A 12,358-nucleotide genomic window follows, 5' to 3' on the forward strand; every position below is an offset into this window, starting at 1 on the left:
GCCATTGCCTCATCAAGGGTGCGCCAGCGGGCGACCTTCTGCGCTTGTGTGCTGGCGCTCAGGTTTCGAGCAGCGACGCGATGGCATTGCCGGCCTGTTCGGGCCCCATTGCCAGATACCCGCCATCCACCGGCAGCTCTGCCCCTGTCACGAACCGGGCGCCATCCGAACACAGGAACAGGACCGCGCTTGCGAGTTCCTCTGCATCGGCGATCCTGCCCGGCATGTGAAATTTTCCGCCCACCTCGTCGGCGCGCGCGCGGTCCCCGCCGCTCATCGCGCTGGTGACATTGGACCAGGTCCATCCCGGCGCGATGGCATTGACCCGAACGCCCAGAGGCGCGAATTCGAGCGCCTGGCTGCGCGTCAACTGGGCGATGGCGCCCTTGATGGCCGGATAGACAAACCGGCCCGCCTGCGCACGGTGCGCGCTCGTGCTGGAAAAGTTCACGATCGCGCCGCGTCGGGAAGCAAGGTCCGCGCGCAGCTTCTGCGCCAGGATCGCGCCTCCGACCAGCCCGATGTCAAGACTGCGCAGCCAGGTTGCGCGGTCCGTGGCGAGGCCATCGTCGAGATAGGACGTGGTGATGTTCACCAGGAAATCGATGCCTGCGAAGCGTTCACGCGCTGCTGCGAGACATGCGTCGATCGCCGCGTCGCTGGTGACGTCGGTGTCAACGAACAGGCCGCGCTCGCCGCAGGACGCCGCTGCCCGGGCGCCACCTTCGGCGTTGATATCGGCGATCACGACGTTGCAGCCCTGCGCCGCAAAGGCTCGCGCAATTTCCGCACCGATAAGGGTTGCTCCGCCCGCGAGCAGCGCGGTGCGGTTCAGGAGTTCGGGATAGGTCGCCATCGATCAGGCCTTCGCCGCGTGTGCTTGCGTGCATCTCGTGATCATACGACGCGTGATCATTGCCGGTGCGCTCATTTTCGTTCTCCCCAGGGGGCCGGAACCCCTTGGTGGAGCTGTCCTGAACCCGTCGCCCCATCAGGTCAGCAACCGTGCCAGCCGCCTATGCAGGAAGTGCAGGCGACATGCAGGCAGCGCATGATTGAGCCGGAGGTCGGCTGCGTGCTGCATCCGGTCCTGCGCAAAACATGCCGTGGCGGTATAATGTCCGCACTCAAGGCATAGGCTTGATGAAGTGCCCGTTCCTAATTGCCGCCATGGCAGAGGATGGACACGACAGCATGGTGGCAGGGAAGATCGCGGTTATTGGCGCCGGTATTGCGGGGCTTTGCACCGCCAAGACCCTGATGGCATTGGGCTATGACGTCATGATCGTGGAGAAGGAGCCGGACCTCGGCGGCGTCTGGGCAAAGTCGCGTCGCTATCCGGGCCTTACGACGCAGAACCCGCGCGAAACGTACTGCTTCTCGGACTGGCCAATGCCCGCCGATTATCCGGAATGGCCAACCGGCGCGCAGATGCAGGCCTATCTGCAGAGCTATGCCGATCATTTCGGCGTCACGCCCCATATCCGCTTCTCGCATCAAGTTCTGAACGCAACACCGCTTGCCCGGAACCAGGGCTGGGAACTCGAAATTGAAGGGGCCTCCGGCAGGGAGCGATTGCGCTGCGACTGGCTGATTGCCTGCAACGGCATCTTCTCCATCCCGTCGGTCCCTGCATACCCGGGTGCTGATGAGTTCGCGGCGCACGGGGGAAGAGTGCTTCACACCAGTCAGTTCACCGATCCCGAACAGGCGCGCGGCCGGCACGTCCTTGTCGTGGGCTATGGAAAATCGTCCTGCGACGTTGCGAACGCCGTTGCCCCCATCAGCGCGGCAACGACGATGGTGGTGCGCCACCTTATCTGGAAGATCCCCAAGAAAATCGGGAACGTGCTGAATTTCAAGCACCTGTTTCTCAATCGTCTGGGCGAAGGGCTTTTCCCTTGGCGCGAACTGCGTGGTTTCGAGGCCTTCCTGCATGGCCCCGGCAGGTTTCTGCGCAACGCAATGCTGGGCACCGTGCAGGGTATCATCGGTCGGCAGTTGCGCCTGAAGGACCTTGCCCTGGATCCGGGGGTGCCGCTCGAGACGATCGCTCGCAGCACGGTCAGCCTCGTCAGCGACGGATTCTACCGGAAGATCGGCGAGGGCACCCTCGGTTTCGAGAGCAACGTCGAGATCCTGCGGCTTGGACCGGGAGAGGCCCGGCTGTCGAACGGGCGGATCGTTCCTGCAGACATCGTGGTCTGCGGCACGGGCTGGCACCAGCGCGTCGACTTTCTCCCGCCCGACGTGCGCGATCACGTTACAGATGAGCTCGGGAATTTCCGGCTGTATCGCTCCATGATTCCGGTCGGTGTCCCCCGCCTGCTTTTCAACGGCTACAATTCATCGTTTTTCTGCCAGCTCAATGCCGAAATCGGGGCCGTCTGGCTCGCGGCATACCTGACCGGAGCGCTTGTCGCGCCCGATGCTGCGTCGATGAATGCCGAGATTGATGCGCGCCTTGCCTGGATGAATGCCCGAACCGGCGGCAAGCACTGCAAGGGCACCAACATCGTGCCCTTTTCGATCCACCACATCGACGAGCTTCTGGAGGATCTGGATCTGGAACTGCCGTGGAGCACCCGCACCGTCCAATGGCTGCGCACGGTCAAGGCCAGTGATTTCGCGCAGGTCTGGCCGCGTTTCCTGGCAAAGGCCCACGCTGCGAAGCTGACGGATCGCGTCCAAGGAACTGCATCGCTGACGACCGGGTAGGGGGAAGGTTGGCCGAAGATCGCTTCCTGGCTCGATCAACCCGCCGGCGCTGCACCGGCAACCGGGTGGATCAAGGCGTTCGGGACGGCGTAACCCCATTCGGAATACTTGCGGACGACCACTTGCGCCATGATGGCCAGTTCGGGCGAATGGTCGCCAACGCGGTGACTCATGATGATGGGGGATGTCGCCGGCTCGACCAGTTCGCGGAAGGCGACATCATGGCTTCGGGCGCGGCGCACGGATTCCGGCACGATGGCAATGCCTTCCTCGGCCGCGACCAGCCCGATGGCGATCTGCAGCTCGCGCGCCTCGTGGACGATCCTGGGTTCGACCGCGTTGTCGCGGAACAGCGAAATGACTTGATCGGCATAGCTCGGGCGCGGCGAGCGCGGGTAGATGATCAGCGGTTCTCCGGCCAATTCCCGAATGGATACCGGACCCTCGTCGCGTGCCAGGGGATGATCGGCAGGAAAGGCTGCGATCAGCTTCTCATTGCGCAGCACCACGCGCCGCACTGCGTCGTCATCGAACCGGATGCGTCCGAAGCCCACGTCGATGCGGCCCTCCTTCAAGGCGGCGATCTGGTCGAGCGTGGTGCTTTCCACCATGACCAGATCGACGTTGGGGGCTTCCTTGCGGAACGCCCTGATCAATTCCGGCAGGCGTGCATAGATCGTCGATGCGACGAAGCCGATCGTGAAGCGGCGGCGTTCGGCGACAACCGCAGCCTTCACCATCGTTTTCAAGTCGTCCATGCGGCCAAGGATCTGCAGGGCCTGTTCGCGCACCAGTTGGCCAAGCGGGGTAAGGCGCAACGGGCGCGCGGTGCGGTCGAGAAGCGGTGCGCCCATCTCATCTTCAAGCTGCTGGATGGCGCGGCTCAGCGGCGGCTGCGCGATATGCAGATGGGTGGCGGCACGCGTGAAGTTGCGCTCGTCGGCGACGGCGAGGAAGTAGCGGAGCTGGCGAAGATCCATGGCCATACCTACCAGGTATCGAGGTATTACCGCAATAGTCTTGGAACAGGCGTTCGCGAAGGCTTACCCAAATTTCGCAACAACGGAATTTCAGGAGAGTCGGCGCATGGCCGCGATCGCCCAGATCGAAACTTTCATCGTCGATGTTCCCACCATTCGCCCGCACGTGCTGGCCATGGCGACGATGCACAGCCAGGCGATGGTCATCGTGCGCCTGATCGACACCGATGGCGTCGAAGGTATTGGAGAAGGCACCACGATCGGTGGTCTCTCCTATGGCGAGGAAAGCCCCGAGAGCATCAAGCTGGCCATCGATACCTACATTGCGCCCGTTCTGCGGGCCTGCGATGTGTCCAGCATCGGTGCGACCATGGCCGCGATCGGCAAGTCGGTGCGCGGCAATCATTTTGCGAAGTGTGCGATCGAAACAGCGCTGCTCGACATGGCGGGCAAGCGACTGGGTGTGCCGGTGTCCGAATTGCTGGGCGGCGGGCGTGTGCGCTCGACCCTGCCGGTGGCGTGGACGCTGGCGAGCGGCGATACGGCGCGCGATATCGAAGAGGGCGAGGCCGTGTTGGCGCAACGCCGCCATCGCATCTTCAAGATCAAGATCGGCAAGCGCGCCGTGGCAAACGACGTCGCCCATGTCGGCGCGATCTGCAAGGCTTTCGCAGGCAGGGCCAGCGTGCGTGTCGACGTCAACCAGAACTGGTCGGAGCCCCAGGCCGATCTCGGCATGGCGATGCTTCAGGATGTCGGCGTTGATCTGGTGGAGCAGCCCATCGCGCGCGATGCCACCGATGCCATGGCGCGTCTTTCCGCCCGCCACTCCATCCCCCTGATGGCGGATGAAGCCTTGAATGGACCTCGTTCGGCCTTCCGCCTGGCCTCGGCGGCGGCCGCACGGGTCTTCGCAGTGAAGATCGCGCAGTCGGGCGGGCTACTTGCAGGTGGCGAGGTCGCTGCCATCGCCGCTGCTGCGGGCGTGGGACTATATGGCGGCACCATGCTGGAAGGCGGCGTTGGGACGATCGCTTCGGCCCATCTCTTTGCCACGTTCCCCGAATTGGCATGGGGGACGGAACTGTTCGGCCCGCTGCTGCTGACCGAGGAAATCCTGCGCGAGCCGCTTGGGTATGCCGATTTCGAACTCGCAGTGCCGACCGGACCTGGTCTCGGCATCGCGCTCGACGAGGACAAGGTCGCCTTCTTCCGTCGCGATCGCACCGCGCCCCTGGTTCACGCATCAGCCTGAAAGGATTTGCCATGCTGTTCATGGTGGAAATGGACGTCAATATTCCGCTCGATTTCGATGCGGACGAAGCTGCGCGCCTCAAGGCGGCGGAAAAGGCCCGCTTCCAGGAACTCCAGGCTGCCGGCACCTGGCGCCACATCTGGCGCGTGGTGGGGCAGTACGCCAACGTCAGCATCTTCGATGTGGAAAGCAACGCGCAACTCCACGATCTGCTGATCGGCCTGCCGCTCTATCCTTTCATGGACATGCGCGTGACCGCGCTCTGCCGCCATCCTTCCTCGCTGCACGATGACGACCGCTAAGCGGATCATCAGATTTTATCGGGAGAGAATTCATGGACGAGAGTTTCATCAAGAACGCCGAAGTTCAGGCCTTGTTCGACAAGGCTGCCGGGATCGATTCCGCCGCCGGTGATGCGCGCATCAAGGCCGTCATGCGCGATTTGCTTGAGGCACTCGCGGGCGTGATCGTGCGCAACGACGTGACCGAGAGCGAGTTGTGGGGCGCGGTGAAATATCTTCAGGACGGCGCTGGCGAAATAGGCCTGATCATGCCGGGCATCGGGCTTGAACATTTCATGGACCTGTTCCTCGATGCCAAGGATGCCGAGGTCGGTCGCACCGGCGGTACGCCGCGCACCATCGAAGGACCGCTGTATGTCGCAGGGGCCCCGCTGGTCGAAGGGGACGATGTCAATCTCACATCCGACCCCGATGATACCACCACTTTGCGCATGCACGGCACGATCACCGGCCCGGACGGCGAACCCGTGAAGGACGTGATCCTGCACGTCTGGCACGCCAATTCGCAGGGCTGGTACTCGCACTTCGATCCGACCGCCGAGCAGACGCCGTTCAACAACCGCCGCCGCATCAAACTGGCTGCCGATGGTCGCTATGCCTTCCATTCGAAGATGCCGCGCGGCTACAGTGTGCCGCCGGGCGGCGCGACCGACGTGCTGATGCAGGCGCTTGGCCGCCACGGCAATCGCCCCGCGCACGTCCACTTCTTCGTCGAAGCGCCGGGATATCGCCAGCTCACCACGCAGATCAACTTCGGTGACGATCCGTTCGCCAGGGACGATTTCGCGTTCGGCACCCGCGATGGGTTGCTGCCGGTGCCTGTGCGGGACGGCGATGTCGCCACCATTGCCTTCGACTTCGTGCTTCAGCGCGCGACGGATGCCGAAGACGAACAATTTTCCACCCGCCGCCGCGCCGCCGCGTGACGCAGCGCGCAAGGAGAGGATGAACCTCATGTCCGCTTCGCTCAGGAACAGGATCGCGACTGCTGTGGTCGACGATCCGGAGACTGGCCAGTTCCGCTGCCGCCGCGACGTGTTTACCGATCCCGACCTGTTCGAGATCGAGATGAAGCACATCTTCGAAGGCAATTGGGTCTATCTGGCGCATGACAGCCAGATCCCCGCGGTGAATGACTGGTTCTCGACCTGGGCGGGGCGGGTGCCTGTGGTCATCACCAGGACCAGGGACGGCGAACTCAACGCCTTCGTCAATGCCTGCTCGCACCGCGGTGCCATGCTGTGCCGCCGCAAGCGCGGCAACCAGCGCGTGCTGGTGTGCCCCTTCCATGGCTGGAGCTTCACCAACAACGGCAAGTTGCTCAAGGCCAAGGATGCAGGCGGAGGTGCCTATCCGGAAAGCTTCGACACCGACGGATCGCACGATCTGACCCGACTGGCGCGGTTCGAAAGCTATCGCGGTTTTCTCTTTGGCAGCCTCAATCCCGACGTCGTGCCGCTGGAGGAATATCTCGGCGAGACGCGGGTGATCATCGATCAGATCGTCGATCAGGCGCCGGACGGCATCGAAGTGCTGACCGGCAATTCCACCTACACCTTCGGCGGCAACTGGAAGTTGCAGATGGAGAACGGGTGCGACGGCTATCACGTCAGTTCGGTCCATTACAATTATGCGGCGACCATGGGCAACCGTGCTCGCGAGGCCGGCAAGGCGGCGGAGGCCAAGGGCTTCACCAAGGCGGTTGATGCGAACGGCTGGTCCAAGAGCCGGGCGGGCGTCTACGGCTTCGATAACGGCCATATCATGCTGTGGACCGAGGTGCTGAACCCCGATGTGCGGCCGGTCTGGGCGCAGAAGGATGCGCTGGAGGAACGCTTCGGCAAGGATCGCGCGGGCGTGATCGTAGGCCAGAGCCGCAACCTCGCGCTCTATCCCAACGTGTTCCTGATGGACCAGTTTTCCACGCAGATCCGCGTCGTCCGGCCGCTCAGCGTCAGCCAGACCGAAGTGACCATCTATTGCTTCGCAGCAAAGGGTGAAAGCGCCGAGCTGCGTGCCACGCGCATTCGCCAGTACGAAGACTTCTTCAACGTGTCGGGCATGGGCACGCCCGATGATCTGGAGGAATTTCGTACCTGTCAGTCGGCCTATGAAGGCGCGGGTGACTTGTGGAACGACCTCAGCCGCGGCGCCACCCGCTGGATTGCGGGGCCGGACGACAATGCCCGCCTGATGGGCATGAATCCCGTGCTCAGCAGCGAGCGCAGCGAGGACGAGGGCCTGTTCGTGCGCCAGCACGAATATTGGGCCCAGACGATGCTGGCTGCGCTCGATCGGGAAGACGGCATGACGAAGGAGGCTGCGGAATGAGCGCCGACTATCACACGATCTGCTCGTTCCTTTACCGTGAAGCGCGCCTGCTCGACGACCAGCAGTGGGATGAATGGCTGGCCTGCTATCACGCCCAGGCGGAATACTGGATGCCCGCGTGGACCGACGATGATGAGCTTGTCGAGGATCCGCAAAGCCAGATCTCGCTGATCTACTACCCCGACCGGCAGGGTCTGGAAGACCGTGTCTATCGCATCCGCACCGAGCGTTCGAGTGCCTCCACGCCGAAGCCGCGCACCGGCCATGCCGTGAACAACGTCGAAGTGCTGGCAACGCGTGAAGACCAGATCGATCTGCGGTTCAACTGGCACACGTTGTGCCATCGCAACCGCAAGACCAGTCAGTTCTTCGGCACGTCGTTCTACACGCTCGACGTTTCTGGTGCCGCTCCGCTGATCCTGAAGAAGAAGATCGTCCTCAAGGACGACTACATTCATCAGGTCATCGACGTGTACCACGTATGATCTTCGCGGGCCGCTTTGAGGGCAAGGTGATGGTCGTCACCGGTGCCGCCCAAGGGATCGGCGCGGGCGTCGCGACCCGTGCTGCCGCCGAAGGGGCGTGCGTCGTGCTGGCTGATCGGGCCGACTTCGTTGATGACGTGGCCGGGGCGATCACCGCTGGCGGCGCGCGCGCCGTGGCCGTGCGCTGCGATCTCGAAACGCACGAAGGCGCCGTTGCGGCCATGCAGGTGGCGGTGGAGGCGTTCGGACGGATAGATTGCCTGGTGAACAACGTGGGCGGCACCATATGGGCCAAGCCCTATGCCCACTATGCCCCGCACGAGATCGAGGCCGAAGTGCGCCGGTCGCTGTTCCCCACGTTGTGGTGCTGCAATGCGGTCCTGCCGCATATGCTGGCGAACCGGGGCGGCGTGATCGTCAATGTATCGTCGGTAGCAACAGGCGGCCTCAACCGCGTGCCCTATGCCGCAGCCAAGGGCGGCGTGAATGCGCTGACCCGCGCGCTGGCGTTCGAATATGCCGACCAGGGCATTCGCGTGGTGGCGACGGCGCCGGGCGGCACCGAGGCGCCACCGCGCCGTGTGCCGCGCAACCCTGGCGAAGCATCGGCGCAGGATCAGGTCTGGTACCAGACCATCGTCGACCAGACGATCTCCTCAAGTCTGATGCACCGATATGGCACCATCGATGAACAGGTCGCTCCGATCCTGTTCCTGGCATCTGACGAAGCCAGCTATGTCACCGGCAACATCGTTCCGGTGGCTGGTGGCGACCTGGGATGAGGCAAGTGGCATGACCAGCAAGATATATTCCGACCCCAATTCCGCGCTCGAAGGCCTGTTGTTCGATGGCATGACGATCATGTCCGGCGGTTTCGGCCTTTCGGGCAACCCCGAAAGCCTGATCCCGGTGGTGCGGGCGGCCGGTGTGAAAGACCTGACCGTCATTTCCAACAACGCCGGTGCCGATGGCTTCGGCCTGTGGATGCTGTTGGAAAGCCGTCAGGTACGGAAAATGATCTCTTCCTACGTCGGCGAGAACAAGCTGTTCGAAAGCCAGTACCTGTCCGGCGAACTGGAGCTGGAGCTCAATCCTCAGGGCACGCTGGCCGAGCGCATCCGGGCCGGCGGCGCGGGCATTCCCGCCTTCTACACCAAGACCGGTGTCGGCACCGTCGTCGCCGAAGGCAAGCCCGTCGAAACGTTCGAGGGTGAGGAATACGTGCGCGAGACTTGGCTGCGCGCCGATCTGTCGATCATCAAGGCATGGCGTGCAGACCCCGAGGGCAACCTCATGTTCCGCAAGACCGCGCGCAACTTCAACCCCAACATGGCCACGGCAGGCCGCGTCACCGTGGTCGAGGTGGAGGAAATCGTCCCTGCCGGGACGTTCGATCCCGACTGCATCCACACGCCCGGGATCTACGTGGACCGCATTGTGCTTTCGACGATCAACGAAAAGCGGATCGAGAAGCTCACCACGCGTCCCAAGCAAACTTTGGCCAAGGAGGGCAGCTGATGGCCTGGACCCGTGATGAGATGGCGGCAAGAGCCGCATTGGAACTGCGCGACGGTTACTACGTCAACCTTGGCATCGGCATTCCGACGCTGGTGGCCAACCACGTGCCTGCGGGCATCAAGGTCACACTTCAGTCCGAGAACGGGATGCTGGGCATCGGCCCGTTTCCCTACGAGGGCGAAGCCGACCCCGACCTGATCAACGCGGGCAAGCAGACCGTCACCGCGTTGCCGACGTCGAGTTTCTTTTCCTCGGCCGATAGCTTCGCCATGATCCGGGGGGGCCATATCGACATGGCCGTGCTCGGCGCCATGGAAGTCGCCGCCAATGGTGATCTCGCCAATTGGACCATTCCCGGCAAGATGGTGAAGGGCATGGGCGGCGCGATGGACCTTGTCGCTGGCGTGAAGCGTATCGTCGTGGTGATGGATCACTGCGCCAAGGACGGCAGCCCCAAGATCCTCGAAACCTGCACCCTGCCGCTGACGGGAAGGGGCGTGGTCGATCTCGTCGTTTCCGATCTCGCCGTCATCGCGGTGGATCGCAAGGCGGGCGGCCTCACCCTGCTCGAATGCGCCCCCGGCGTGAGCGTGGCGGAAGTGATCACCAGGACCGGCGCCCCGCTCGCACTTGCCGAGGGGGTGGTCTGATGGCCTTCGCGCGCACCGGCAGTGGCCGGATCCACTGGAAGCTTGAAGGGGAGGACGGCGCGCCAGCGCTGGTGCTGCTCAATTCCATCGGCACCGACATGGACCTGTGGGATCCGTTGCTGCCGGCGCTTCGCGCGCGCCGCGCCTTGCTGCGGATCGATACGCGTGGCCACGGCGCATCGGACGCGCCGCTGGGGGATTACACCCTGGCCGATCTGGCGGATGACGTGTTTGCCGCGATGGACGCGGCGGGTATCGCCCAGGCAGCAGTGGCAGGCGTGTCGCTTGGCGGTATGATCGCCATGCAGATGGCCTTGTCGCAACCCGCGCGGGTGGAAGCGGCTGCATTGATCTGCACTTCGGCAACGATGGACAGCGCGGCGTGGCAGGCGCGCGTGGAGATGGTGCGGGGGCAGGGCATGGCCGCAATTGCCGATCTGGCGATGGGGCGCTTCCTGTCGCCGGGCTTCATCGCGGCAAACCCGGCCCTTGCCGCCACGATCCGTCGCCAACTCCTGACCATGGAAGCCGCCGGATACGCCGGCTGCGCTGCGGCCATACGCGGCATGGACCTTGCGGACCGGATTTCCGGCATCACGTGTCCGGTGCTGGTCGTGACCGGCGATCAAGACACGTCGACCCCGTGGACCGGCCATGGCGAACATCTCGTCGGTCGCATTCCCGGTGCGCGCCATGCCGCTCTGTCGGCGGCTCATCTTGCCACGCTCGAAGCGCCACAGGCGCTCGCCGCGGCGCTCTCGTCCTTCCTTGCCGGTTGAGATTTCTGCATGACCGATGCTTTCATCTGCGATGCGATCCGGACCCCCATCGGCAAGCTCAACGGCGCGCTTGCCGCGATCCGGGCCGACGACCTTGCCGCCACCCCGCTACGAGCGCTGATGGCGCGCAATCCGGGCGTGGATTGGGCACGCATGGATGATGTCGTGCTCGGATGCGCTAACCAGGCGGGCGAGGACAACCGAAACGTGGCGCGGATGGCTGCGTTGCTCGCCGGATTGCCGGAAACGGTTCCGGGGGGCACGCTCAACCGGCTTTGCGGCTCTGGTCTGGACGCGGTGGGGACCGCGGCGCGGGCGATCCGGGCTGGCGATGCCGACCTTATGGTGGCGGGTGGCATCGAAAGCATGACCCGCGCGCCTTACGTCATGGGCAAGGCTGCGGCCGCCTTCGATCGCGCACAGAAGATCGAGGATACGACCCTTGGCTGGCGGTTTGTCAATCCGGCGATGAAAGCGACCTACGGGGTCGATACCATGCCCCAGACCGGGGAGAACGTGGCCGAAGCCTGGGGCGTCACTCGTGAGGATCAGGACCGCTTCGCGTTTGCCAGCCAGCAGAAAGCGGCCGCCGCGATCGCGGCCGGCCGGTTCGTCAGCGAGATCGTCCCGGTCGCAGTGCCGCAGCGCAAGGGAGAGCCGGTCGTCTTCGCGCAGGACGAGCATCCACGTGCGACCAGCCTCGAAGCGCTGGCGCGGCTGAAGCCGGTGGTTCGTGAACGGGGCACCGTGACTGCGGGCAATGCCTCCGGGCTCAACGATGGCGCCGCGGCGATGCTCGTGGCATCGAACACGGCCGCCAGCACCCACGGACTTGTGCCCCGCGCCCGCATCGTGGGCATGGCTGCCGCAGGTATCGCGCCGCGCATTATGGGGGTGGGGCCGGTCGAGGCCGCGCGCAAGGTGCTGGCCCGCGCGGGGCTGAGTGTCGACAATCTCGACGTGATAGAACTGAACGAGGCTTTCGCCAGCCAGGCCATCGCCACCTTGCGTGATCTGGGTATCGATCCGCTTGCAGACGAAAGGGTCAACCGGAACGGCGGCGCCATCGCGTTGGGGCATCCGCTCGGCATGTCCGGGGCACGGATCGCCATGACCGCGGTCGAAGAACTGCACCGCACGGGCGGCCGTTACGCGCTTTGCTTCATGTGCATCGGCGTGGGGCAGGGGCTGGCGCTGCTGCTGGAGCGGGCATGATGGAAAAGGCGGACGTAGTCATTGTCGGAGCGGGTCACGGTGGCGCGCAGGCGGCCATCGCGCTGCGGCAGAACGGTTTCGAGGGCTCGATCCTCGTGCTGGGGCGCGAGCCGGAACTGCCGTAC

14 protein-coding genes are annotated in these 12,358 nt (G+C 64.1%); 12 read left to right on the forward strand and 2 right to left on the reverse strand.

Annotation, left to right across the window (positions count from 1 at the left end):
• Positions 1-58: 58 nt before the first annotated feature.
• Positions 59-856, reverse strand: a complete 798-nt coding sequence (locus K3A84_RS16435) for an SDR family oxidoreductase (protein ID WP_225010436.1) — start codon at positions 854-856, stop codon at positions 59-61.
• Between the two features lie 287 nt (positions 857-1,143).
• Between K3A84_RS16435 and K3A84_RS16440 the strand changes: the two genes are divergently transcribed.
• Positions 1,144-2,718 carry a flavin-containing monooxygenase gene (locus tag K3A84_RS16440; protein WP_225010437.1) on the forward strand — a complete coding sequence of 525 codons (1,575 nt, stop codon included), beginning with the start codon at positions 1,144-1,146 and terminating at the stop codon, positions 2,716-2,718.
• A 35-nt stretch (positions 2,719-2,753) separates the two neighbouring features.
• On the opposite strand, the gene K3A84_RS16445 is transcribed toward K3A84_RS16440, so the two are convergent.
• Positions 2,754-3,698: a LysR family transcriptional regulator gene (locus tag K3A84_RS16445; RefSeq protein ID WP_225010438.1), complete on the reverse strand. Its 945-nt coding sequence runs from the start codon at positions 3,696-3,698 to the stop codon at positions 2,754-2,756.
• A gap of 106 nt (positions 3,699-3,804) precedes the next feature.
• On the opposite strand from K3A84_RS16445, the gene K3A84_RS16450 reads away from it, so the two are divergent.
• The 11 genes from K3A84_RS16450 to K3A84_RS16500 all read left to right on the forward strand — a co-directional run.
• Positions 3,805-4,953 (forward strand): muconate/chloromuconate family cycloisomerase, encoded by a 1,149-nt coding sequence (locus K3A84_RS16450; protein ID WP_225010439.1) that lies wholly within the window; start codon positions 3,805-3,807, stop codon positions 4,951-4,953.
• Positions 4,954-4,964: 11 nt separating this feature from the next.
• Entirely contained in the window at positions 4,965-5,255 is a 291-nt protein-coding gene (catC, locus tag K3A84_RS16455) for a muconolactone Delta-isomerase (protein ID WP_225010440.1), read from the forward strand.
• Positions 5,256-5,287: 32 nt separating this feature from the next.
• The gene (locus K3A84_RS16460) at positions 5,288-6,181 is read left to right on the forward strand and encodes a dioxygenase family protein (RefSeq protein WP_225010441.1); all 894 of its coding nucleotides are present in this window, start codon (positions 5,288-5,290) and stop codon (positions 6,179-6,181) included.
• A gap of 28 nt (positions 6,182-6,209) precedes the next feature.
• On the forward strand, positions 6,210-7,586 hold the full coding sequence (locus K3A84_RS16465) for a Rieske 2Fe-2S domain-containing protein (RefSeq protein WP_225010457.1): 1,377 nt from the start codon (positions 6,210-6,212) through the stop codon (positions 7,584-7,586).
• Positions 7,583-8,071, forward strand: a complete 489-nt coding sequence (gene benB / locus K3A84_RS16470; RefSeq protein ID WP_225010442.1) for a benzoate 1,2-dioxygenase small subunit — start codon at positions 7,583-7,585, stop codon at positions 8,069-8,071. The genes K3A84_RS16465 and benB overlap by 4 nt, the downstream gene beginning before the upstream one ends.
• On the forward strand, positions 8,068-8,853 hold the full coding sequence (locus K3A84_RS16475) for a 1,6-dihydroxycyclohexa-2,4-diene-1-carboxylate dehydrogenase (RefSeq protein WP_225010443.1): 786 nt from the start codon (positions 8,068-8,070) through the stop codon (positions 8,851-8,853). The genes benB and K3A84_RS16475 overlap by 4 nt, the downstream gene beginning before the upstream one ends.
• Before the next feature lie 10 nt (positions 8,854-8,863).
• Complete coding sequence (locus K3A84_RS16480) at positions 8,864-9,589, forward strand: CoA transferase subunit A (RefSeq protein WP_225010444.1); 726 nt, start codon at positions 8,864-8,866, stop codon at positions 9,587-9,589.
• Positions 9,589-10,239: a 3-oxoacid CoA-transferase subunit B gene (locus tag K3A84_RS16485; protein WP_225010445.1), complete on the forward strand. Its 651-nt coding sequence runs from the start codon at positions 9,589-9,591 to the stop codon at positions 10,237-10,239. The genes K3A84_RS16480 and K3A84_RS16485 overlap by 1 nt, the downstream gene beginning before the upstream one ends.
• Positions 10,239-11,018: a 3-oxoadipate enol-lactonase gene (gene pcaD, locus K3A84_RS16490; protein WP_225010446.1), complete on the forward strand. Its 780-nt coding sequence runs from the start codon at positions 10,239-10,241 to the stop codon at positions 11,016-11,018. Before K3A84_RS16485 ends, pcaD begins: the two co-directional genes overlap by 1 nt.
• 9 nt (positions 11,019-11,027) lie before the next feature.
• Positions 11,028-12,233 (forward strand): 3-oxoadipyl-CoA thiolase, encoded by a 1,206-nt coding sequence (gene pcaF / locus K3A84_RS16495; protein ID WP_225010447.1) that lies wholly within the window; start codon positions 11,028-11,030, stop codon positions 12,231-12,233.
• Positions 12,233-12,358, forward strand: a 126-nt coding sequence (locus K3A84_RS16500; protein WP_225010185.1) for an FAD-dependent oxidoreductase, incomplete at its 3' end; no start/stop codon positions are given. The genes pcaF and K3A84_RS16500, both read left to right, overlap by 1 nt.

Origin of the sequence: Novosphingobium percolationis (assembly GCF_020179425.1) — a bacterium.
GTDB classification, from domain to species: domain Bacteria; phylum Pseudomonadota; class Alphaproteobacteria; order Sphingomonadales; family Sphingomonadaceae; genus Novosphingobium; species Novosphingobium percolationis.